This is a genomic window from Flavobacterium gyeonganense (genome assembly GCF_029625295.1).
GTDB lineage: Bacteria > Bacteroidota > Bacteroidia > Flavobacteriales > Flavobacteriaceae > Flavobacterium > Flavobacterium gyeonganense.
Map to the genome: position 1 here is coordinate 877,277 of NZ_CP121112.1, position 23,367 is coordinate 900,643.

Annotated in this window: 18 protein-coding genes and 2 pseudogenes; 18 read left to right on the forward strand and 2 right to left on the reverse strand. The window is 35.4% G+C overall.

Annotation, left to right across the window (positions count from 1 at the left end; translation table 11 throughout):
* The first annotated feature begins 358 nt into the window (after positions 1–358).
* From P5P89_RS03600 to P5P89_RS03615, 4 genes and pseudogenes are all read left to right on the forward strand, one after another.
* Entirely contained in the window at positions 359–1,669 is a 1,311-nt protein-coding gene (locus tag P5P89_RS03600) for an O-acetylhomoserine aminocarboxypropyltransferase/cysteine synthase family protein (protein WP_278010780.1), read from the forward strand.
* Positions 1,670–1,909: 240 nt separating this feature from the next.
* On the forward strand, positions 1,910–3,772 hold the full coding sequence (locus tag P5P89_RS03605; protein WP_278010781.1) for an ABC-F family ATP-binding cassette domain-containing protein: 1,863 nt from the start codon (positions 1,910–1,912) through the stop codon (positions 3,770–3,772).
* Positions 3,773–3,824: 52 nt separating this feature from the next.
* Positions 3,825–4,295 carry an FKBP-type peptidyl-prolyl cis-trans isomerase gene (locus tag P5P89_RS03610; protein ID WP_278010782.1) on the forward strand — a complete coding sequence of 157 codons (471 nt, stop codon included), beginning with the start codon at positions 3,825–3,827 and terminating at the stop codon, positions 4,293–4,295.
* 55 nt (positions 4,296–4,350) lie between these two features.
* Positions 4,351–5,131: pseudogene (locus P5P89_RS03615) on the forward strand (O-methyltransferase).
* Positions 5,132–5,187: 56 nt separating this feature from the next.
* On the opposite strand, the gene P5P89_RS03620 reads toward P5P89_RS03615, so the two are convergent.
* Positions 5,188–5,844, reverse strand: coding sequence for a DUF6565 domain-containing protein (locus P5P89_RS03620; protein ID WP_278010783.1), 657 nt, complete (start codon positions 5,842–5,844; stop codon positions 5,188–5,190).
* A 278-nt stretch (positions 5,845–6,122) separates the two neighbouring features.
* On the opposite strand from P5P89_RS03620, the gene P5P89_RS03625 reads away from it, so the two are divergent.
* From P5P89_RS03625 to P5P89_RS03655, 7 genes and pseudogenes are all read left to right on the forward strand, one after another.
* Positions 6,123–6,809, forward strand: coding sequence for an ABC transporter ATP-binding protein (locus tag P5P89_RS03625; RefSeq protein ID WP_278010784.1), 687 nt, complete (start codon positions 6,123–6,125; stop codon positions 6,807–6,809).
* A 66-nt stretch (positions 6,810–6,875) separates the two neighbouring features.
* The gene (locus P5P89_RS03630) at positions 6,876–7,445 is read left to right on the forward strand and encodes a cob(I)yrinic acid a,c-diamide adenosyltransferase (RefSeq protein WP_278010785.1); all 570 of its coding nucleotides are present in this window, start codon (positions 6,876–6,878) and stop codon (positions 7,443–7,445) included.
* A gap of 185 nt (positions 7,446–7,630) precedes the next feature.
* Positions 7,631–7,852, forward strand: coding sequence for a DUF2795 domain-containing protein (locus tag P5P89_RS03635; protein WP_007138072.1), 222 nt, complete (start codon positions 7,631–7,633; stop codon positions 7,850–7,852).
* 91 nt (positions 7,853–7,943) lie between these two features.
* Positions 7,944–11,284, forward strand: a pseudogene (gene secA / locus P5P89_RS03640) (preprotein translocase subunit SecA).
* A gap of 133 nt (positions 11,285–11,417) precedes the next feature.
* On the forward strand, positions 11,418–11,795 hold the full coding sequence (locus tag P5P89_RS03645; protein ID WP_278010786.1) for a hypothetical protein: 378 nt from the start codon (positions 11,418–11,420) through the stop codon (positions 11,793–11,795).
* Positions 11,796–11,889: 94 nt separating this feature from the next.
* Positions 11,890–14,049, forward strand: coding sequence for a TonB-dependent receptor (locus P5P89_RS03650; RefSeq protein WP_278010787.1), 2,160 nt, complete (start codon positions 11,890–11,892; stop codon positions 14,047–14,049).
* Between the two features lie 132 nt (positions 14,050–14,181).
* Positions 14,182–15,780, forward strand: a complete 1,599-nt coding sequence (locus P5P89_RS03655) for a PepSY-associated TM helix domain-containing protein (protein ID WP_278010788.1) — start codon at positions 14,182–14,184, stop codon at positions 15,778–15,780.
* A 110-nt stretch (positions 15,781–15,890) separates the two neighbouring features.
* On the opposite strand, the gene P5P89_RS03660 is transcribed toward P5P89_RS03655, so the two are convergent.
* Entirely contained in the window at positions 15,891–16,553 is a 663-nt protein-coding gene (locus P5P89_RS03660) for a TrmH family RNA methyltransferase (RefSeq protein ID WP_278010789.1), read from the reverse strand.
* A gap of 164 nt (positions 16,554–16,717) precedes the next feature.
* Between P5P89_RS03660 and P5P89_RS03665 the strand changes: the two genes are divergently transcribed.
* From P5P89_RS03665 to P5P89_RS03695, 7 genes are all read left to right on the forward strand, one after another.
* The gene (locus P5P89_RS03665; RefSeq protein WP_278010790.1) at positions 16,718–17,470 is read left to right on the forward strand and encodes a BNR repeat-containing protein; all 753 of its coding nucleotides are present in this window, start codon (positions 16,718–16,720) and stop codon (positions 17,468–17,470) included.
* Entirely contained in the window at positions 17,454–17,780 is a 327-nt protein-coding gene (locus P5P89_RS03670; RefSeq protein WP_278010791.1) for a BNR-4 repeat-containing protein, read from the forward strand. Before P5P89_RS03665 ends, P5P89_RS03670 begins: the two co-directional genes overlap by 17 nt.
* Positions 17,781–17,808: 28 nt before the next feature.
* Positions 17,809–18,042 (forward strand): hypothetical protein, encoded by a 234-nt coding sequence (locus P5P89_RS03675; protein WP_278010792.1) that lies wholly within the window; start codon positions 17,809–17,811, stop codon positions 18,040–18,042.
* On the forward strand, positions 18,042–18,749 hold the full coding sequence (locus tag P5P89_RS03680; RefSeq protein WP_278010793.1) for an SIR2 family NAD-dependent protein deacylase: 708 nt from the start codon (positions 18,042–18,044) through the stop codon (positions 18,747–18,749). Before P5P89_RS03675 ends, P5P89_RS03680 begins: the two co-directional genes overlap by 1 nt.
* Entirely contained in the window at positions 18,739–19,431 is a 693-nt protein-coding gene (locus P5P89_RS03685; protein WP_278010794.1) for a sterol desaturase family protein, read from the forward strand. The genes P5P89_RS03680 and P5P89_RS03685 overlap by 11 nt, the downstream gene beginning before the upstream one ends.
* A 78-nt stretch (positions 19,432–19,509) precedes the next feature.
* Positions 19,510–20,856 (forward strand): adenylosuccinate lyase, encoded by a 1,347-nt coding sequence (gene purB, locus P5P89_RS03690; RefSeq protein ID WP_278010795.1) that lies wholly within the window; start codon positions 19,510–19,512, stop codon positions 20,854–20,856.
* A 236-nt stretch (positions 20,857–21,092) separates the two neighbouring features.
* A complete protein-coding gene (locus tag P5P89_RS03695; RefSeq protein ID WP_278010796.1) occupies positions 21,093–23,339 on the forward strand; it encodes a cation:proton antiporter domain-containing protein in 2,247 nt (748 codons plus the stop codon).
* The last annotated feature ends 28 nt before the right edge of the window (positions 23,340–23,367 follow it).

Below are 23,367 nucleotides of genomic sequence, written 5' to 3' on the forward strand. Positions count from 1 at the left end.
ACAACTAACTATAAGGCATATACGTTAAAAAATTACCTGACTTCAGGTAATACTTGTAAAATTATTATTTTCGAATTAATTTGCCTTGCTAGAGTAAAGGTATCTTGCTACATTTTGTAAATAATAAAACTTCCTTTATTGAGTTGAAAAAAATGTGTTTTAGATGGAATATTGAGGTAAACAACGATTATTGTAAAAGTGAAATTTGACCAAATAACGCAAAAAAGATTACAATTAGATCAGAATGCTAAAGTAATTTGTCAAAAGTCGTAAATTGCACTACAAATTAGTGTTGACAGTCTTCTATATCCACACATTTTATTTAACTGAGAATTTTCTAACTATTAAATATAAAACAATGTCATCAAACCAAAATTCGAAAAAATTCGAAACACTTCAGATTCATGCAGGGCAGATTCCGGATCCTACAACAGGATCAAGGGCAGTACCAATATATCAAACAAGCTCCTATGTATTTGAAAACGCCCAGCATGGCGCCAACTTGTTTGCACTGAAGCAATTTGGAAATATTTACACCCGGCTTCAAAATCCAACTACTGATGTTTTCGAAAAACGTGTAGCTGCGTTAGAGGGAGGTGTTGCAGCGTTAGCAACTGCTTCTGGCCAGGCGGCACAATTTATAGCATTGAATAACATTTTAGAAGCCGGAGATAATTTTATATCAAGCAGCAATATCTACGGTGGTACTTACAATCAATTCAAAGTAGCTTTCAAAAGAATTGGCGTTACAGTTCAATTCACAAATGAGACAACTGCCGAAGCTTTTGAATCACTGATTAATGAAAACACAAAAGCATTATATCTGGAAACAATCGGAAATCCAAGTTATGATATCCCGGACTTTGATAAAATTGCGGATGTTGCTAAAAAATATGATCTTCCTTTAATTGTTGACAATACATTTGGAGCTGGAGGCTATTTATTCAGGCCTTTAGAACATGGAGCTTCGATAGTGGTTGAATCTGCGACAAAATGGATAGGCGGTCATGGTACAAGTATTGGAGGTATTATTGTTGACGGTGGTACTTATAATTGGGGCAATGGAAAATTCAAACAATTTTCAGAACCTTCAGAGGGTTACCATGGAATGATTTTCTCTGATGTATTTGGTGTAAACAGCGCATTTGGCAATATTCAGTTCGCGATCCGTGCACGCGTAGAGGGACTTCGCGATTTTGGCCCTGCTATCTCTCCATTCAATTCATTTCAGTTGATTCAGGGACTTGAAACTTTATCTCTTCGTGTCCAGCGTCATGTTGACAATGCATTGGAAATTGCAAAATGGCTGGAAGCACATCCCCAGGTGGAGAAAGTAAACTATCCCGGGCTGGAAAGTTCACCAAGTTATTCCAATGCACAGAAATATTTTAAAAAAGGATACGGTGCAGTTCTTTCTTTTCAAATAAAAGGTGATGTAACAAAAGCTGATGACTTTATTGACAGCTTAGAATTGATTAGTCATTTAGCGAATGTGGGCGATACAAAATCCCTGATTATCCACCCAGCAGCTACAACACATCAGCAGTTAAGTGTCGAGGAGCAGAAAGCGGCAGGCGTATTCGTTGGACTGCTTAGATTATCTGTGGGGATTGAACACATTGATGACATCAAAGCAGATCTGCAACAGGCCTTTGATAAAATAAAATAACAATTAGTAATCACCAATTATACAGTTATTATTTTTTATAATATCGAAAAAAATATTTGGATAATTGAGTAATTGAAGATTCAAAGTAAAAGATAGCCTGGTGCTATCTTTTTTTGTTACGTTCAAAAGGGTATATTTGCCGCTTAAATAGAAAAAAATCAGTCTTTTAAATTAGAGACAAATTAGAGACCTGTATGTTTAAAAACATTACAACTATTTGATTTTAAACAACCTAATAATATGAATTACTTATCTGTAGAAAATATATCAAAATCATTTGGTGAAAGAACACTTTTTGACAACATCTCATTCGGAATTAACAAAGATCAAAAAATTGCTTTTATAGCTAAAAATGGTTCCGGAAAAACAACCATCATGAGCATCATTAACGGTTTGGATGAGCCAGATACCGGACAAGTAGTTTTAAGAAAAGGAATCCGAATGGCGTTTCTTTCTCAGGATAATAATCTTCAGGAAGAACTGACTATCGAAGAAAGCATTTTTGCTTCTGATAATGAAACGCTTAAAATAATCGAAGCTTACGAAAAAGCGCTTGAAAACCCGGAAGACGAAGAAGCTTATCAAAAAGCTTTTGACGGAATGGACCAGCATAACGCATGGGATTTTGAAACGCAATACAAGCAGATTTTATTTAAATTAAAACTGGAAGATTTCAAACTTAAAGTAAAAAATCTTTCCGGAGGACAAAAAAAACGTCTTTCACTTGCTATAATTCTAATCAACAGACCAGATTTATTGATTTTGGATGAACCAACCAACCACTTAGACCTCGAAATGATTGAGTGGCTTGAAAGTTATTTTGCCAAAGAAAACATCACGCTGTTTATGGTAACACATGACCGTTTCTTTTTAGAACGCGTCTGCAATGAGATTTTGGAATTAGACAATGGAAAATTATACCAATATAAAGGAAATTACTCGTACTATTTAGAGAAAAAAGAAGAACGAATTACATCTGAAAATGCCAGTGTTGACAAAGCTAAAAACTTATTTGTAAAAGAATTAGAATGGATGCGCCGCCAGCCAAAAGCCAGGACAACCAAATCTAAATCGCGCCAGGATGATTTCTACATTATCAAAGAAAAAGCCCAAAGCCGAAGAAAGGAGAACAAAGTCGAACTGGAAATTAATATGGAAAGAATGGGAAGCAAAATTATTGAGCTTCATAAACTTTCTAAAAAATTTAAAGACAAGGTTATCCTGGATAATTTTAGTTTTGATTTCCAGCGTGGCGAAAGAATCGGGATTATTGGTAAAAACGGAACAGGAAAATCAACATTTTTAAACCTGCTGACAGGAACAATTCCACCCGACAGTGGTCGTGTTGTAAAGGGTGACACTATAAAAGTCGGCTATTATACGCAATCCGGAATCAATCCAAAACCAGGTCAGCGTGTTATTGATATTATTAAAGAATATGGCGAATACATTCCGCTTGCTAAAGGCAGGATGATTTCGGCTTCACAATTATTGGAACGTTTTCTGTTTGATGCAAAAAAACAATATGATTATGTCGAAAAATTAAGCGGTGGCGAATTAAAACGTCTCTATTTATGTACTGTTTTGATTCAGAATCCAAACTTTTTAATTCTGGATGAGCCAACAAATGATTTGGACATTGTAACTCTGAATGTTTTAGAAAGTTTTCTTTTAGATTATCCGGGATGTTTGCTTGTAGTTTCTCACGACCGCTATTTTATGGACAAAATTGTCGATCATTTATTTGTTTTCAGAGGACAAGGAGAAATAGAAAACTTCCCAGGGAACTACTCTGATTTTCGTGCTTACGAAGACAGTGCAGATATTGCCCAGAAAGAAGAAAACAAAGTCGAAAAGAAAGACTGGAAACAAAATAATCCAACTGGAAATTTAAGCTTTAATGAACAAAAAGAGTATCAAAAAATTGAACGGGAAATAAAAGATTTAGAAATCGAGAAAACCAAAATCGAACAATTATTCTCTGACGGAAAAATTGCTGATGCTGATATTGAGAAAAAGGCAAACGAATTGCAAAATATCATTAATAAGATAGAACAGAAAGAGGAACGCTGGTTTGAGCTTTCTGCTAAAATAGAAGGATAATTCAGGCAACCATCAAAATAGAGCATTGTAATATCAACTAAACAAATATAAAATGAAAAAACTTTTATCTACCCTATTGGTTTTCACACTTTTTTCATGCCTAAGTCCTGAAAATGAATCAAATACACCACCTAAAGACTTTACGGCAGAAAATGACAAAGAAATTACCGATTATATTGCCAAAAATAATTTAACAGCTCAAAAAACCAGTTCAGGCTTGTATTATGTTATCAATGAACCTGGCGAAGGAACGCAGCCAACAGCTTCTTCCAACGTTACAGTAATTTACAAAGGATATTACACTAACGGAACTGTCTTCGATCCGGGAAAACCTGAAGGGGTTTCGTTTGGTTTAAAACAAGTAATCCAGGGTTGGACAGAAGGGATTCCTTATTTTAAAACAGGTGGCAGCGGTATTCTTTTGATCCCATCACATCTTGGATATGGACCTTATGATTACAGAGGTATTCCGGGAGGATCTGTGCTTATTTTTGATGTTAAATTAATTTCCGTAAATAACTAAATTATAAATCAATATTGGCTCTATTTATGAATAGAGCCAATATTGAAAAATAAAAATGCTGTTCCAAATAAAATCATATCTCAAGTTTCTTTGGCATTCTAAAAAATGAGCATGGAGTCCATTCTCCATTCGTTTTTAGTTTAGTTACGAAATGTTTTTATGACAAAAAACCGAAACCGGAATATTCGATTCTTAATAACTATCGGAAATCACTTTTAGAAAACAAAAACTTTATTGATGTAACCGATTTTGGAGCAGGTTCTAAAGTCTTTAAATCAAACCGAAGACAAATTTCTAAAATTGCACAAACCGCAGGAATTTCGCCAAGGCGAGCAGAATTGTTGTTTCGTGTTACGAATTACTTCCAGCCTGCAACTATTTTAGAAATAGGAACATCTTTAGGTTTGGCAACTTCTGCTCTAGCTTTAGGTAATCCGAAAGCAAAAGTGGTTACAATTGAAGGATGTCCAAATACGGCAAATGTTGCCCAAAATCAATTGGCTGAATTTGATTGCAATAATGTTGAAGGTGTAATTTCTGAGTTTGAATCTTTTTTAATTTCTGAGAATATTCAAGCCACAAATTACAACCTTATATATTTTGACGGAAATCATTCTAAAAAAGCAACTTTAGCTTATTTTGAACTTTTACTGCCAACTACAGACAATGATTCTGTTTGGATTTTAGACGACATTCATTGGTCTGAAGATATGGAAAAAGCCTGGAAAATCATAAAAAAACATCCAAAAGTAAAAGTGACAATAGATACTTTTCAATGGGGATTTGTATTTTTCAGACACGAGCAGGAAAAAGAACATTTTATAATTCGGTCATAAAAAAATGACAACCATTTCTGATTGTCATTTTCAAAACTAAAATAAACCTAACTAACCTATTTTTTTGCTGCTGCGTTTTCTTCAGATTTTGCACCCATTCTGTTTAGAGTATACATTGGTGCAAATTTTATTTTTAAGCCGGCAATTTTTCGATTATCTTCGGCTGTTAAACCTTCTTTTTCAACTGTATTTTTACGGCTGTCAAGCGCTTCATACATTAACTTGATTTCATCCCAGTCTTCACGTGAGTAGCTGTCTTTATTATTTTGTACAGTATTCACAAATTGATCGTAAACACTAAGAATGTTTTTAGCATTTACCCATGCAAAACTCATATCATCTCCTATTTTTCCTTCTCCAAATAATGAATTACGCAATTTTTGTTTCGGAGTTACCTCTGGTGCAAGCTTAGCGACCATTTGATTTTTAAACTCTTCGTATTTAATTTTGCTTTCATTGATTTTTTCAGTTTCAGCAGTATTATCCTTAAGATCAGCAAGAGCTGCTTGTGCATTTTCTGCTCTTCTTTCATATTCAGCTTCAACATCTTTCCAGTCAGCTTTCAAATCATCTTCTGCTACATTTTTTACTGAATCAACATATGCTACATAAGAATCAATTTTCTTTTTTGCCTGTTCTTGTTTTTCGTCTTTGCATGATGTAAAAGCTAATGCAATTAATACAATACCTGATAAAAGTTGTATGTTTTTCATAATCTTGATTATTTAATTATTAGATATCCAAATTTACGCTACATCAAATCCAAATAAATTACATTATTATCATGTTTTTAAAATTAAATATCTTTTAAAAATATAAAATATCATAAATAATGATAATTATATAAAATTTATTCAAAAATCTGTAACAACATTAAACATAATAATTAGCTTATTAATAAAGATGTTTTGTAACGAAATGTGATTCTAAACTACTTATACTTTTTATTAAAAAGTGTTTTGTACTTTTAAATCCAAAATTGTAAAACGAAATGGCAAATCCATTAATTAAAATAACTGACATTAAAAGAAATTTTGTACTTGGGAACGAAATCGTTTATGTCTTAAAAGGTGTTAATTTAGAAATCAATAAAGGAGAATATGTAGCTCTAATGGGACCTTCCGGTTCCGGAAAATCTACTTTAATGAACTTATTGGGGTGCTTAGATACGCCAACTTCAGGACGCTATGTTTTGAATGGAAAAGACGTTAGCCAGATGCGTGATGATGAATTGGCCGGAATTAGAAACAAAGAAATCGGATTCGTTTTTCAGACCTTTAACCTTCTCCCAAGAACTACTGCACTAGACAATGTTGCTTTGCCGATGATTTATGCCGGACATCCTAAATCAGAACGAGTTGTTCGCGCGACTGAAGTTTTGAAACAAGTAAATCTTGCAGACAGAATGGACCATCAGCCCAATCAGCTTTCAGGAGGACAGCGCCAGCGTGTTGCTATTGCCCGGGCATTAGTCAACAAACCCTCTATCATTCTGGCAGATGAGCCAACAGGAAACTTAGACAGTAAAACTTCTGTAGAAATCATGAAACTTTTTGGTGATATCCATGCTCAGGGAAACACTGTAATTCTGGTTACTCACGAAGAAGATATTGCGGCTTATGCACACCGTGTTATTCGTTTACGGGATGGCCTGATCGAAAGCGATACATCAAAATAATTATAGATTTCTGATTTAGACTATCTTCAGCAAAATTTAGTATCACAGAATCTTAGCTTCTAAAAAATGAAAATATATACCAAAACAGGCGATAAAGGTACAACTGCCCTCTTTGGAGGAACCCGTGTCCCAAAAGACCATATTAGAATTGAAAGTTATGGAACACTTGATGAACTCAACTCCTATATAGGATTAATTCGTGACCAGGAAATTGATTCTGATCATAAGTCAATTTTAATAGAAATTCAGGATAGGCTTTTTACTATCGGTGCCATTTTGGCAACCCCTCAGGAAAAAGAAGTTTTGAAAAACGGCAAACTCAGATTAGAAAACCTTGGCATAATTGATTCTGATATTGAATTACTGGAAAATGAAATAGATAAAATGGAGGAAAGCCTCAAACCAATGACTCATTTTATTTTACCAGGCGGTCACCCTACCGTGTCACATTGTCATATTGCGCGTTGTATTTGCCGCCGTGCAGAACGCTTAGCAGTACATTTAAGCCATAATGAACATGTGCCGGAAATTACAATTAGCTACTTAAACCGACTTTCTGACTACCTTTTTGTCTTGGCACGGAAGTTGTCGTCTGACCTTAAAGCGGAGGAAGTGAAATGGATTCCGAGGAAATAAATTTTCTTTAAATTCCAATTTTTGAAATCCCAAATTCCAACTATTAGAGCTCTTTTTTTTTTGGGTTTTGGAATTTAATTTTTGGAATTTGCCAGAGACGTTCTTAAATTTTATTAAAATAAATCATTTTTTACTTGTCTTTTTCAGTAAAAAATTTATTTTTGCACAAACTAAATCGACAACAGATGTATTGGACATTAGAATTAGCATCCTATTTAAGTGATGCGCCGTGGCCTGCTAACAAAGACGAACTTATTGACTACGCTATTAGAGCAGGAGCTCCTTTGGAAGTAGTGGAAAACCTACAGTCGATTGAAGACGAGGGAGAGATATATGAATCAATGGAAGAAATTTGGCCTGATTATCCAACAGACGAAGATTATCTTTGGAATGAGGATGAATATTAAAAAATAAACCAAATGAAAAAGTCTCATCACAGAGGCTTTTTTTTTGGTTCAAATACACATTATTTTACATAAAATAGAAATACAATAAATCATGAGTTTTATAAACAGTATTATTAAAGTCTTTGTAGGTGATAAATCACAGAAAGATGTTAAAGCTTTACAACCTTACTTAAATAAAATTAAAGCATTCGAAGCCCCTTTAATGAGTCTGTCAAACGACGAATTAAGAGGCAGGACCGTTTACTTTAAAGATAAAATAAAAGAAGCGAGATCTGAAAAAGATACTAAAATTGCTTCACTTAAAGCGGAAGTAGAAAAGATTGAAGACATCGATAAAAGAGAAGACCTATATGATGCAATAGATGCTCTTGAAAAAGAAGCTTATGAAATTTCAGAAAAAACGTTATTGGAATTACTTCCTGAAGCATTTTCTGTTGTAAAAGAAACGGCTCGTCGTTTCAAAGAGAATTCACACATTGAAGTTACTGCAACTGCAAAAGACCGCGAATTCTCTGCTGCAAAACCATACATCACTATTGAAGGCGATAAAGCAATCTGGGCTAACAAATGGAATGCTGCCGGAAAAGACATCACCTGGGATATGATTCACTATGATGTGCAGCTGATAGGCGGTATGGTCTTACATGAAGGTAAAGTTGCCGAAATGCAGACGGGAGAAGGTAAAACTTTGGTAGCTACTCTTCCACTTTACTTAAACGCTTTGACAGGAAACGGAGTACACTTAGTAACAGTGAACGACTACTTAGCAAAACGTGACAGCACATGGAAAGCGCCTTTATTCGAATTCCACGGTTTATCTGTTGATTGTATCGATAACCACCAGCCAAGTACTGAAGCCAGAAAAAAAGCGTATGATGCTGATATCACTTACGGAACCAACAACGAGTTTGGTTTCGATTACTTAAGAGATAACATGGCGCACTCACCAAGCGATTTAGTGCAGAGAAAACACAATTTTGCTATTGTCGACGAGGTTGACTCTGTATTAATTGATGACGCCAGAACCCCACTTATCATTTCTGGACCAGTTCCTCAGGGAGATCGCCACGAATTCAATGAATTGAAACCAAAAATCGAAAACTTAGTTGCACAACAGCGTCAGCTTGCAAATGGGTTCTTGGCAGAAGCTAAAAAATTAATCAAAGAGGGTAACACTAAAGAAGGTGGTTTCTTATTATTAAGAGCTTACAGAAGTTTACCTAAAAATAAAGCATTAATTAAATTTTTAAGTGAAGAAGGAATTAAACAATTACTTCAAAAAACTGAAAATCAATATATGCAGGATAACAATCGTGAAATGCATAAAGTGGATGAAGCTTTGTATTTTGTGATTGAAGAGAAAAACAATCAGGTAGAATTAACTGACAATGGTATCAAATATTTATCAGGAGATACTGATGCCGATTTCTTCGTTTTACCGGATATTGGAACTGAAATTGCTGCTATCGAAAAACAAAAACTGGATAAAGATGCTGAAGCAGAAGCAAGAGAAAGATTGTTTCAGGATTTTGGTGTAAAAAGCGAGCGTATCCACACTCTGACACAGCTTTTAAAGGCCTATGCTTTATTTGAAAAAGATGTAGAATACGTTATCATGGACAACAAAATTATGATTGTCGATGAGCAGACAGGTCGTATTATGGATGGACGTCGTTACTCAGACGGTCTTCACCAGGCGATCGAAGCTAAAGAAAACGTAAAAATAGAAGCTGCCACTCAAACTTTTGCAACTGTAACATTACAGAATTATTTCAGAATGTACAGCAAATTGGCCGGTATGACAGGTACTGCTGTTACTGAAGCGGGTGAGTTATGGCAAATCTATAAATTAGATGTTGTTGAAATTCCAACCAACCGTCCAATTGCAAGACATGACAAGGAAGACTACATCTATAAAACAACACGTGAAAAATTCAATGCTGTAATCGAAGACGTTACCGAATTATCAAAAGCAGGAAGACCAGTATTAATTGGAACAACTTCTGTAGAGATTTCAGAATTATTAAGCCGTATGCTTAAAATGAGAGGAATTACGCATAACGTATTGAATGCTAAAATGCACAAGCAGGAAGCACAAATCGTTGAAGAAGCCGGTAAAGCCGGAGTTGTAACTATCGCAACAAATATGGCAGGTCGTGGTACCGATATTAAATTATCTGCGGAAGTAAAAGCAGCAGGAGGTTTAGCAATCGTGGGTACAGAGCGTCATGATTCCCGTCGTGTAGACAGGCAGTTACGTGGTCGTTCCGGTCGTCAGGGAGACCCGGGAAGTTCTCAATTCTACGTTTCTCTAGAAGATAACTTAATGCGTTTATTTGGTTCTGAAAGAGTAGCAAAAGTAATGGACAGAATGGGTCTGAAAGAAGGAGAAGTAATTCAGCATTCTATGATGACTAAGTCTATTGAACGTGCTCAGAAAAAAGTAGAAGAAAATAACTTTGGTGTTCGTAAACGTTTATTAGAATATGATGACGTAATGAATTCCCAGCGTGAAGTTGTTTATAAACGTCGTCGTCACGCATTGTTTGGAGAGCGTTTGAAACTGGATATTGCAAACATGCTTTATGATACCTGCGAATCAATTGTAGACCAAAACAAAGTAAATAACGATTTCAAAAATTTTGAATTTGATTTAATTCGTTTCTTCGGAATTACGTCTCCGATTGCTGAAACTGATTTCTCTAAATTATCTGAAATCGAAATCACTGGAAAAGTGTACAAAGAAGCTTTGGCTTTCTATACAGAAAAACCGAAAGAAGTGCCAGAGAAGCTTTCCCTATTATCAAAGGCGTTTTTGAAGAGCCAAACAATCATTTTGAAAGAATTGTAGTTCCATTTACAGACGGAATCAAAACTTTAAACGTTGTTACAGATCTGAAAAAAGCTTATGAAAGCGAAGGCGCTCAGTTGATTGCTGATTTCGAGAAAAACATCACACTTTCTATTGTTGATGAAGCCTGGAAAAAACACTTACGCAAAATGGACGAATTGAAACAGTCTGTTCAGTTAGCAGTTCACGAACAAAAAGATCCATTGCTTATTTATAAATTAGAAGCTTTCAATTTGTTTAGAGGAATGCTGGATAACGTAAACAAAGAGGTAATTTCATTCTTATTCAAAGGTGATCTGCCAGCTCAAAATGTTCCTGAAATTCACGAAGCCAGAGAAGTTCGTCAAAAAGAAAACTTACAGTTAAGCAAAGACGAAATTCCAAATAGCGAAAGCATGAACCGTGAAGCAGGAGAAACTCAACAGCGTCAGGTTACGGAAACTATAGTTAGGGATATGCCAAAAATCAACCGAAATGACACTGTAACAGTTCAGGAAGTTGCTACAGGTAAAACGGAAACGATGAAATTTAAAAAAGCAGAAACCTTAATTGCCAACGGTACATGGGTTCTTGTGAAATAACAATTTCTAAAGTAATACATTTTAGATCCCCAATTACAAAAGTAATTGGGGATTTTTTTATGCAAAAAAATAATATTTGTTCTTTCTAAAACGAATAAAATGTATTTTTGCAAATGAAACAAAGAAACAACTTTTGAAAAAGTTATTGATCATATTTCTTTCCTGCATGCTATTAGTTCCTTCTTTTGGCAGTTTCTTTGTTTACACTTCATTCAAATTAAATCAGGAAGAAATTGCAAAAACGATTTGTGTTCAGCGAAAAATGGTGTTTAATAGCTGTAACGGTCGCTGCGAACTTCAAAAAAGTCTGAAGAAATATGCCGACAATGAAAAAAAGATGCAAAACAACCTCAAAGAAAAAGTTGAAGTTGTTTACATTCAAAATACACCAACAGCTAATTTCAAATTAATCACACCTATCGAATCAGCAGCAGAACTTTTTGCTTATTTTGATTCAAAACCAGTTTCGGTTTCCAATAGCACTTTTCATCCTCCATCCTGTTTTATATAAATTTTAGTACGCTTTTCAATTCAAAACTGAAAAGATTTTTCTTGTCGTCATGTCAGGAAAACACATGCTGCTTTTAAAATTTATATAATCTAAAATGAAAAAAATATACTTTACCCTATTAATTATAGGGCAATGTGTCTTTGCACAAAATAAAACGGAGCAGGACACAACGAAATCACAGGAACTTGAAAACGTTTTTATAACCGCAAATCGCACAGCAACTTTACGAAAAGAAACACCTGTCGCCATCAGCAAATTAATTGCTAAAACTATTAACGAAGCCAAGGCAACTGCTGTCTATGAAATTATCAATAAAACACCGGGAGTTCTCATGGTCAATTTAGGAAACGAACAGCATATGATGTCTATTCGTCAGCCTATGACAACGAATGCCTACTATTTATATCTGGAAGACGGCCTACCAATTCGACCTATGGGAATCTTCAATCATAATGCTTTATTAGAGATCAATCAGTTTAATCTTCAAAGTATTGAAGTGGTAAAAGGTCCGGTTTCTTCTTTATATGGTCCGGAAGCTGTAGGTGGAACTATTAATTTAATCTCGATAAAACCACCTATTGATCCTGAGTTTAAATTTGGAATTCAGGCCGATAATTATGGTTACAGGAGATTTCAGGCTGCCGGTGGTGCAACAATCGGAAAAGTAGGTTTTCATATTGCCGGGATTTCCAGTTTACAGGAAAATGGCTGGATGACGTATTCTGATTACAATAAAGACAATCTGAATGCGAGAATCGATTACAACATCTCACCTTCTACCCGATTGATCAGCAATACCATGTATGGAAAATATTATTCTGACATGAGCGGAAGCGTCAACGAAGAAGCCTTTAACAACAGAACCTACAAAAGTACAACCGATTTTACGTATAGAAAATCAGACGCTTTAAGAACACGTTTAACTCTTGAGCACGACTGGAACAGCAATTCAAGTAGTTATATCACAGGATATTTACGTGATAATAAACTGGGGCAAAATCCTTCTTACGGAATAAAATGGAGCCCGACAGTAAATCCTACAACAGCAAAAGGTGAAGTTAATTCTAATAATTTTAAAAGTTATGGTGCGATTGGTCAGCACACACAACAATTTAATTTCTTAAATGCTAAGCTTGTTGCAGGTGCTTTATACGATTACTCTCCTGTAACCTACTGGTCTTATGTAATCGATTTGAAAGCTAATTTAAATCCCGGTGAAACAGGGAAACAAACGGTAGATTCTTATGAAATTATTGCTGAACACCCTGACTCCAAATTAGCCGATTATTCTGCTGATATTTTCAACACAGCTGGTTATGCTCAATTGAGTTTTAATCCAATAGAAAAATTAGTTATTACTTTGGGCGGTCGCTATGACAACATGAAAATAGATTATGAAAATTCCCTGGACAATTCTGCAGGAAATAAAGTCTATGACAAAATGACTTTTAAAGCCGGAGCCAATTACAACCCTTTTGATTTTGCTGGCTTTTACGGTAACTATTCACAAGGTTTTGCCCCTCCGGGAATCACTTCAATTTTCAGAGCTAAACCTGGGACCGGCGGTTCAACAGGTGTTCCTGCCGAGTTTTATTACAACTTAAAACCCGCAGATTTCGATAATTATGAAATTGGCGGTTGGCTTTCTTTCTTTCAAAATAAATTAAATTTTGATTATGCCTTTTATTACATGGAAGGAAAAAATGAACTGTTAAGCATCAAACTTTCTGATAATTCAACCGATTACCGTTCTGCCGGAGAAACATGCCACAAAGGAATTGAGTTTGGAGCCTCTTATCGCCCTTCAAAACAATTGAACATTCGTTTTGGCGGAACTTATGCACAACACACTTACATCGATTTTAAACTTTCAGACAAGCCATCAGATCCGGTTCAGAATTTAAACGGAAAAGAAATGCCTGCTGCTCCAAGATGGTCCGGAAATTCAGAGGTCAGTTATTACCCTAACTGGCTTCCAAATTTAAGAACTTCTGTTGAGTGGCAGCTGGTTGGCAGCTACTATCAGGACCAGATCAATACTGTAAAATATGGTGGTTATAATTTATTCAATGCCAGAGTTGGTTACCAATGGAAAAGCATAGAAGTTTACGGAAATGTCATGAACCTAACCGATAAATTATACGCGTATAACGTTTCGAGAACGAATATCGCAAACGCTCAGCCAACCTACACTGCAGCAGCACCCAGAACTTTTGTTTTCGGAATACAATATAATTTATCATTAAAAAAATAAGTAGCTAATCCCGCTCTCCGCTATATCTTTTGTGGCGAACCCCGCCACAAAAGGATATCGCTTCAAATGAATTCACTGAACTCCGATTAAAATTATTGTCAAGTGAAGTAATCGGGGCTAAAAAACGGAACAATGAGTAAAGAAATAACATCCAAAAAATCCAAAAAGAAAGATTCTAAAATAATAAAGAAGATCAAACAGCACATGTACAAATGGCATCGTGCGATAGGTTTAATTACAATTATTCCTGTAATCTTCTGGACATTATCAGGTTTGATGCACCCGTTTATGGCGCATTTTTTCAAACCTCAAATTGCCCATGAAAAACTGGAACAGCAAATTATTAATCAAAATCAACTGCATTTTTCGATTCAGGAAGTTTTACAGAAAAATGAACTAACACAATTCAAAAATTTCAGAATTGTTACCTTCAACAATAAAACGTATTATCAGCTTAAAACGATAATTGGCGAATTATGGTATTTTGATGCCTCAACAGCTGAGAAACTAGAAAACGGAGATCAAAAATATGCTGAATGGCTCTCAAGATATTTTTTAGATGATCAGAAAAGCGACATAAAAAAGAGTGAGATTGTAACCGAATTTAATTCGCAATACAAATACGTAAATCGTTATTTACCTGTCTATAAATTGAGTTTTGATCGCACTGATGCGATGGAAGTTTATGTAGAAACCTCATCAAGCAAACTGGCTACTTTTAATCCGGTTTCCAGACAATGGTTTATCTGGTTTTTCGACACTTTTCATAACTGGGCCTTTATAGATGCCATTTCGAACAACAGTATTCGAATTATTACCATGATTTTACTGCTGTCGATTATTGGATTTTCTGCCCTGAGCGGAATCTTAATTTACGGCTTACTTTGGAAACAATTCAAAAAAACGGATAGTCTACAGCCTAAAAAAGGACTTCGGAAATACCATCGCCAAATCGGAATCTGGATTTCGCTTTTTACTTTGACATTTGCTTTTAGCGGTGCTTATCACGCTACCACAAAATGGGAGCCATACACCTTATCACAAATGATTTATGAACCTACTTTTGAAACCAAAGAAATTCCCGGAGCCAATAATAAGGTTGATTTAGACTGGAATCGTTTTCAAAATATGAGTATTATTACACTAAATGACACGGCTTATTATCGTTGTCAGTTGGCTGAAAAAGAAACAAAAAGATTCAAAAAACCAAAATCAGATTCTAAATGGAACAAAAAAGAGGATACAAAATCTGAAGTCCTTTACATTAACGCAACTACAAATAAAATTGCGCCAAACCTGGATTTAGAATATGCCGAATTTTTAGCTTATTATTTTACCGATGGGGCACCAAAAGCTTCGTGTTGCGAAATGATTGATACGCCAGAAGATGATTCTCAGCCTTCTTTTGAAAATATAAAATTGCTTGAATCAAAAGTTTTGAATGACTTTGAAAGCAGAGAATACGGCTTTGTCAATAAAAGATTACCGGTCGTAAAATTGGCATATGATACGCCTGAGAAAACAACTTACTTTATTGAAACTTCAACATCAAGATTGGCCGCAGTTATCAATAACTCAGACCGGGTTGAAGGGTATTCTTTTGCCATCCTGCACAAATTTTTATTTATGGACTGGGCTGGAAAAAACATCCGCGACTTGTCAATGGTTTTGGCTGCATTAACCATTTTGGTTGTGAGTATTCTTGGATTTATTCTTTTCTTAAAGAGATAGCACCATTTTATTTCCTGCAAGGTCTTTTTTGACCTTGTAGGTATTTAAACCAACAACATAACAAACCTACAAGATTTTAAAAACCTTGCAGGAATCCGTATTTAGAAAATTTATCGGGGATTCTCCTCGTAATAACGCGCTTCAATACGCTTAATATCTTTTATGGAGTTTTTCGCCCAATCTAAACGCTTTACTAAAATCTCTTCATCAAACAACTGCCATTTTATATCTGATCTTCGAAGCCTGTTGGTTAGGTTTTGAATTATAATAGCCGCAGAAACCGAAATATTGAGGCTTTCGGTAAAACCAACCATTGGTATTTTCAAAAAACCATCTGCATTGTCCATAATTGCTGCAGACAATCCTTCTTTTTCTGTTCCAAAAAATAATGCGCTTGGTTTTGATATGTCAAAATCTTCCAGCATACAGTCCTGTTCGTGAGGTGTTGTTGCAATAATCTGATATCCTTTATTCCTCAGATCAGACAAACACCCTTCAACCGAATCAAATCTGTTGATGTCTACCCATTTCTGGGCACCAAGAGCAATTTCTTTATCAATTCTTTTCCCGAAACGCTGTTCGATAACATTTAGTTCCTGAATTCCAAAAACCTCACAGCTGCGCATTACAGCACTCGTATTATGCATTTGGTACACATCTTCTACTGCAACTGTAAAATGTTTGGTGCGGTTTTCCAGAACATGCAGAAATCGTTCCTTGCGGTTATCAGTCAGTATATTTTCAAGAAAAGCGAGGTAATCTAAATCAATCATTTTGGTTTGTTTGCGGCAAAAATAATAATATTTTATCATATCGGACAAAATGGCCAAAAGCTCTCAAAAGCTTTTTCAACCTAAAACTGGTATGTTTTAATTCATAGTATTCTTAAAATCGGTTACTTTTACTAATTACTAACCGCCTCATAAAAATAACCTGAATGAACAAGTCTTTTTACAAGAGTATTCTGTGTGCTTTATCTCTCACCCTTTTTGCCTGTGCAACAAAATCATCAAAAGAAATTCCTGTTGGTTTAGGCTGGAGCAATAATTCTGTCAATACAGTTAAATTCAGAAAAAATGCGGTAACTACTTTTAAAGATCTTCAGTTCACAGCTTATTATGATGCAGATGGTTCAGTAGTTTTAGGCAAAAGAAAACTTAATTCTGCTAACTGGGAAATCGTAAAAACACCTTACACTGGTCATGCAAAAGATGCCCATAATAGTATTAGTATTGCTGTAGACGGAGACGGATATCTTCATGTAAGCTGGGATCATCACGACACCAAACTTCGATATGCAAAAAGCAAATCACCCTTAAGTTTAGATTTGGACAGAGAAGAATCGATGACCGGAATTGCCGAACAAAAAGTGACCTATCCTGAATTTTACAACCTGCCTAACGGAAATTTGTTGTTTTTATATCGCTCCGGTTCTTCGGGAAGAGGAAATATGATTATTAATTCCTATTCTGTGAAAGACAAAAAATGGTCACAAATTCAAAGCAATTTATTAAACGGCGAAGATAAAAGAAGTGCTTACTGGCAAGCCAAAGTAGATAAAAAAGGCACCATACATCTGTCTTGGGTCTGGAGAGAAAGCTGGGATGTTTCGACGAATCACGACATCTGTTATGCCCGCTCTTTTGATGGCGGCTTGACCTGGGAAAAATCAAATGGAGAAAAAATATAATTTACCCATAACTGTAGCATCTGCAGAAATTGCCTGGAAAATTCCGGAAAAATCGAGTTTGATCAACCAAACTTCAATGACGGCAGATGAAAACGGAAATCCTTATATTGCTAATTATTGGAGTGAAAACAATATTCCGCAGTTTCAGATTGTGTATTTAGAAAATGGTATCTGGAAAAAATCGAATACAGGTTTCAGGCAGACTTCTTTTTCTCTGGGAGGCGGCGGCACCAAAAAAATCCCGATTTCCAGACCTGATTTATTGATTAAAGAAGAAGAGAAAAATCGTTATTTGTATCTTCTTTTTTAGAGATAGCGAAAGAGAAAACAAAGTTTCAATGGCTTACACAAATTTATGTGAAAACAGTAATTGGAAAGTAACAGATTTAACCTCAGCATCAATAGGCGAATGGGAACCCAATTATGATATTTCACTTTGGGAAAAGCAAAAAAAACTTCATATCTTTCTTCAAAATGTACATCAGGTTGACGGCGAAGGTCTGGCAAAGTCAGAACCGACAATGGTACGAATACTAGAAGTGAATCAATTACCCAAACAATTGCAAAAATAATGAAAAAGAAATTAGTGGTGCTTACCGGAGCCGGAATAAGTGCCGAAAGCGGTATTAAAACTTTTCGTGACAGTGACGGATTATGGGAAGGCCATGATGTAATGGAAGTAGCAACTCCCGAAGGCTGGCATAAAAATCAGGAACTGGTTTTAAATTTTTACAACAAAAGACGCCAACAGCTTAAAGAAGTCGAGCCGAATTTAGGACACAAAATTTTAGCCGAATTAGAAAAAGATTTTGATGTTCATATTATTACTCAAAATGTTGACGATTTACATGAAAGAGCCGGAAGTTCCAAAGTTTTACATTTGCATGGAGAATTACTAAAAGTCAGAAGTACCAAAAATCGGGATTTGATTTTAGAATGGACTGAGGATTTGGTAACCGGAGATTTAGATAAAAACGGACACCAGCTGCGTCCGCATATTGTCTGGTTTGGCGAAGATGTTCCGGCACTTGAAGAAGCGATTGCCATAACGGAGGCCGCTGATTATTTTGCCGTAATCGGAACATCTCTTCAGGTATATCCTGCAGCAGGGTTAATCAGTTATACCTATAGTATTACGCCAGTTTTCTACATTGATCCGAAGCCAATTTCAATTCCGAATATTAGAAACAAGGTTGAAACCATTGCAAAATTTGCTTCAGAAGGTGTAGCTGACCTGAGAGATAAACTATTGAATTTAGAAAAACCAAATGATTTTTGAAAGCTGGCTGCAGCAATTAACAGAATTCAATCTGGTTTCTCTGGCTGTTTTCTTCCTGATTGAAAACTTAGTTTTAATCTATATTTCAGTTTTGATCGGACGAATAATTGAACCGGAGAATACTGTTTTAAAAAAGTCTGATCGTAAATGGGTATTTTCAACTCTCATTTGCAATACATTCATAACAGTATCAGGCTTTGAATTGTATCGATTTAGAATCCTGGAAATAGATTTTTCAGAATCAATTGTTTCTTTCTTGTTTGATACTTTGTTTCTAATTATTCTGATGGACTTTTTTATGTTCTGTTTTCATTTTCTGGCACATCGATTAAAATGGTTCAACCCTATTCACAGGCTTCATCACACACATGTTGAGACCAGTGTTTACAGCCTTTATGTCCTTCACCCTATTGAAACTTTAGGCTTTGGTATCATTTGGCTATTTTTAATTACGATCCTAAAATTTAACTTTTTAAGCATTATCATTTACCTCATTTTAAACTTATCGTACGGAATATTTGGCCATTTAAAGACTGACATTTTCCCTGATTTTTGGTATAAAAACCGCTTAACAAAATGGATCTCAACTACAAAATTCCACAATGATCATCATAAAAACGAATCGCATAATTATGGTTTCTATTTCACTATTTGGGATAAAATTTTCAAAACCATAATTTAAAGCCATAATATAGCTTCAGTAATTTTCAGAAGTTTTAACAATACCTTATATTTGCACCTTTCGAAAAACAACATAACAATGACTACTCTAAACGAATTGAATGCTATATCGCCAATTGACGGAAGATATAGAAGTAAAACCCAAAATTTAGCACCTTTCTTTTCTGAAGAAGCTTTAATAAAATATCGTGTATTAGTTGAAGTTGAATACTTTATTGCTTTATGCGAAATTCCGTTGCCTCAATTACAGGACATAAATTCAGATTTATTTGAAAGCCTTCGTAATATCTACAAGAATTTCTCTACTGAAGACGCACTTTGGATTAAAGAAACTGAGAAAGTAACGAACCATGACGTAAAGGCGGTGGAATACTTTATCAAAGATGCTTTCGAAAAATTAGGTTTATCTCAACACAAAGAGTTCATTCACTTCGGATTAACCTCTCAGGACATTAACAACACTGCTATTCCACTTTCTACAAAAGAAGCTTTTGAACAGGTTTATATGCCATCATTAATTGCTGTAATTTCAAAATTGAAAGAATTGAGCGTTGAATGGAAGGATATTCCGATGTTAGCACGTACTCACGGACAGCCAGCCTCTCCTACCCGTTTAGGAAAAGAAATTTTGGTTTTTGTAGAACGTTTAGAAGAGCAGATGCGTTTGTTGTTCAATATTCCGTTTGCAGCTAAATTTGGAGGAGCAACAGGAAATTTTAATGCACATCACGTAGCTTACCCACAAATTGACTGGAAACAATTCGGAACTAAATTTGTTGAAATCGGTTTAGGTTTGCAACATTCATTTCCGACCACTCAAATCGAGCATTATGATCATTTTGCTGCATTTTTTGATGGTTTAAAAAGAATCAACAATATCATTATCGATTTAGATCGTGATATCTGGACATATGTTTCGATGGATTATTTCAAGCAAAAAATCAAAGCAGGAGAAATTGGATCATCAGCAATGCCACATAAAGTAAACCCGATTGATTTTGAAAACTCAGAAGGAAACTTAGGAATTGCAAATGCTATTTTCGAACATTTGGCTGCTAAATTACCAATCTCAAGATTACAGCGTGATTTGACCGACAGTACAGTTTTAAGAAATATCGGAGTTCCTGTTGGACATACTATTATTGCTTTTGAAGCGACTTTGAAAGGTTTGAACAAATTACTTTTAAATGAAAGTAAATTTGCCGAAGATTTAGAAAAGAACTGGGCAGTTGTTGCAGAAGCGATCCAGACTATCCTGCGTCGTGAAGCCTATCCAAATCCTTATGAAGCGTTGAAGGGCTTAACCAGAACCAATGAAGCAATTGATAAAAATGCCATTCATAATTTCATTGCAACTTTAGAAGTTTCTGATTCGGTAAGAGCAGAATTAATGGCAATTACCCCTAGCAATTACACAGGAATTTAAAGAAAACCTAAAATATTTTCTCAAAAAAAGCTATCTTTATCCGGATAGCTTTTTTTATTTAAACCCGAGTATTAGCCCAGATTGAAATGGAAAGCCTTTTGTGAAAAAAGCCATATTTTTTTGCAGGTACAGAGCGACCAGCGGAAGCTCCTGGAATGGTACCAAAAAATAGGCATTTTGAACAAAAGCTTGAAATGGAAAGCTGGATTGGCTCCTGAAAAAAACACCTCCTTTATATGCTTGCCTTAAACGCCGCTGCTGAAACTACACACCACTTACAACCTTTAATAAGTGATCTGGGACTAATCCTGATGACTGCCGGAATTGCTGTACTTATTTTTAAAAAAATGAAACAGCCTCTTGTTTTGGGATACCTGATTGCAGGTTTTTTAGCCGGAAACCATTTTGATTTTTTCCCTTCGATAACCGATATGAAAAGTGTTGAAGTCTGGGCCGAAATCGGGGTGATCTTTTTATTGTTTAGTTTAGGTCTCGAATTTAGTTTTAAGAAATTAATGAAAGTGGGCGGTACTTCTTCTATTACGGCCATAACGCAGATATTGTTTATGACACTCATTGGTTATTGTGTCGGACAATGGATGGGTTGGGGAAAAATGGACAGTATTTTTCTTGGGGCTACGCTTTCAATTTCATCTACAACAATTATCATCAGGGCATTTGATGAATTAGGTGTTAAAGGAAAAAAGTTCGTTGGAATTGTTTTCGGAGCCCTTATTGTTGAAGATATCGTTGCGATTTTAATGCTTGTTTTGTTATCCACCATCGCTGTAAGTAATGAAGTTTCAGGAGGTGCTTTGCTGCAATCTGTTTTAAAATTGATTTTCTTTTTAATCATTTGGTTTTTGGGCGGAATCTTCATTATTCCGACCATTCTCAAAAAGGCTAAACATCTTTTAACAGATGAAATGCTGCTTATCATTTCACTGGCCATGTGTTTAATGATGGTGATTTTTGCTGCAAATGTTGGTTTTTCTCCTGCATTAGGTGCTTTTATAATGGGGTCTATTATTGCCGAAACTACTCAGGCAGAAAAAATTGAACATTTGATTCAGCCTGTTAAAGACTTATTCGGAGCGGTTTTCTTTGTGTCTGTAGGAATGTTAATTAATCCTGCAACATTAGTTGACTTTGCACTTCCGGTATTGATTATCACACTAGTGACTATTTTTGGAAAAGCATTGAGTTCTTCATTTGGGGCTTTATTATCCGGTCAGCCTTTGAAACAATCGGTCCAAACCGGAATGAGTCTGGCACAGATTGGTGAATTTTCTTTTATCATTGCGACACTTGGAATGACACTAAAAGTTACAAGCGATTTCCTGTACCCCATAATTGTAGCCGTTTCTGCCATTACAACCTTTACCACGCCTTTTTTAATTAAGTATTCAGAATCGTTCGCTCATGCTTTAGAACAAAAAATGCCGAAAAAATGGGTCAAAAACATCAATCGTTACAGTGTAAATGCTCAGGCAATTAAATCGGTCAGTACCTGGCAAATTGTACTGCGCTCTTCGATAACACAAATTATCCTTCACACGATAATTATTACCGCAATCATTTTATTGTCATCTAAATTTGTGGCACCTTCCGTAGCTGATACCAGATTTGGAAATACATTAGCAGCTTTACTGACTTTAGTTATAATTGCTCCGTTTTTATGGGCACTTTCGCTGCGCCGTGTCAAAGTGGACGAAGTTGAAAGATTATGGGAAGAACGTAAATATCGCGGGGCCCTCCTGATGCTAATCTTAATCAGAATGAGTATTGGATTATTTTTTGTTGGATTTTTATTAAATATATTCTTTTCGCCAACAGTTGCTTTTGTTGCCTTGATTGTTGCAATTGCTGCTTACCAGATATTCCCTAAAAAATTAAACGAGCAATATCATAAAATTGAAAATCACTTTTTAAAGAACCTGAATGACCGTGAAAATAAAAAAATAGACAGAAGATATGCCAATTTAATGCCATGGGACGGACACATGTCTATTTTTGAAATTGGAAAAGAATCAAACCTGGCCGGAAAAACATTAGAAGAATTGCGTATTAGAGAATCAATGGGAATTAATATTGCGTACATCAGACGTGGAGAAGTCACGATTCCGATTCCGACTAAAACCGAACGTTTATTTCCGGGCGATGAAATTTCAGTAATTGGTACCGATGCTCAAATTACCGAGTTTACTAATTATTTGAACCAAAATGAAATTGAAGCTCCTAAAAATGTACAAGAATCTGAAGTTGTGCTGCGCCAGCTGGAAGTTTCTAATGAAGACTTTACAGAAAAAAGCATTGGCCAGTTTAGAGGTAAAACCGGTGGAATGGTGGTTGGAATCGAAAGAAACGGAAACCGAATCCTTAACCCTGAATCTGGTTTGATTTTACAGCAAAACGATATTATATGGGTAGTTGGAGATAAGAAAAAAATGGCTGAGTTGTTGAAAAAGCCTCTTAGAAGCTGATATTATAAGTTTCTAAGATTTTCTCCCT

Bases quoted from the DNA above. Each gene is read 5' to 3' on its own strand.
- P5P89_RS03675 (WP_278010792.1), top strand. From the start codon at position 17,809: ATGGCTTACACAAATTTATGTGAAAACAGTAATTGGAAAGTAACAGAT.
- P5P89_RS03610 (WP_278010782.1), top strand. From the start codon at position 3,825: ATGAAAAAACTTTTATCTACCCTATTGGTTTTCACACTTTTTTCATGC.
- P5P89_RS03630 (WP_278010785.1), top strand. From the start codon at position 6,876: ATGAAAATATATACCAAAACAGGCGATAAAGGTACAACTGCCCTCTTT.
- P5P89_RS03695 (WP_278010796.1), top strand. From the start codon at position 21,093: ATGCTTGCCTTAAACGCCGCTGCTGAAACTACACACCACTTACAACCT.
- P5P89_RS03670 (WP_278010791.1), top strand. From the start codon at position 17,454: ATGGAGAAAAAATATAATTTACCCATAACTGTAGCATCTGCAGAAATT.
- P5P89_RS03635 (WP_007138072.1), top strand. From the start codon at position 7,631: ATGTATTGGACATTAGAATTAGCATCCTATTTAAGTGATGCGCCGTGG.
- P5P89_RS03655 (WP_278010788.1), top strand. From the start codon at position 14,182: ATGAGTAAAGAAATAACATCCAAAAAATCCAAAAAGAAAGATTCTAAA.
- P5P89_RS03685 (WP_278010794.1), top strand. From the start codon at position 18,739: ATGATTTTTGAAAGCTGGCTGCAGCAATTAACAGAATTCAATCTGGTT.
- P5P89_RS03620 (WP_278010783.1), bottom strand. From the start codon at position 5,844: ATGAAAAACATACAACTTTTATCAGGTATTGTATTAATTGCATTAGCT.
- P5P89_RS03605 (WP_278010781.1), top strand. From the start codon at position 1,910: ATGAATTACTTATCTGTAGAAAATATATCAAAATCATTTGGTGAAAGA.
- P5P89_RS03600 (WP_278010780.1), top strand. From the start codon at position 359: ATGTCATCAAACCAAAATTCGAAAAAATTCGAAACACTTCAGATTCAT.
- purB (WP_278010795.1), top strand. From the start codon at position 19,510: ATGACTACTCTAAACGAATTGAATGCTATATCGCCAATTGACGGAAGA.
- P5P89_RS03680 (WP_278010793.1), top strand. From the start codon at position 18,042: ATGAAAAAGAAATTAGTGGTGCTTACCGGAGCCGGAATAAGTGCCGAA.
- P5P89_RS03660 (WP_278010789.1), bottom strand. From the start codon at position 16,553: ATGATTGATTTAGATTACCTCGCTTTTCTTGAAAATATACTGACTGAT.
- P5P89_RS03625 (WP_278010784.1), top strand. From the start codon at position 6,123: ATGGCAAATCCATTAATTAAAATAACTGACATTAAAAGAAATTTTGTA.
- P5P89_RS03650 (WP_278010787.1), top strand. From the start codon at position 11,890: ATGAAAAAAATATACTTTACCCTATTAATTATAGGGCAATGTGTCTTT.
- P5P89_RS03665 (WP_278010790.1), top strand. From the start codon at position 16,718: ATGAACAAGTCTTTTTACAAGAGTATTCTGTGTGCTTTATCTCTCACC.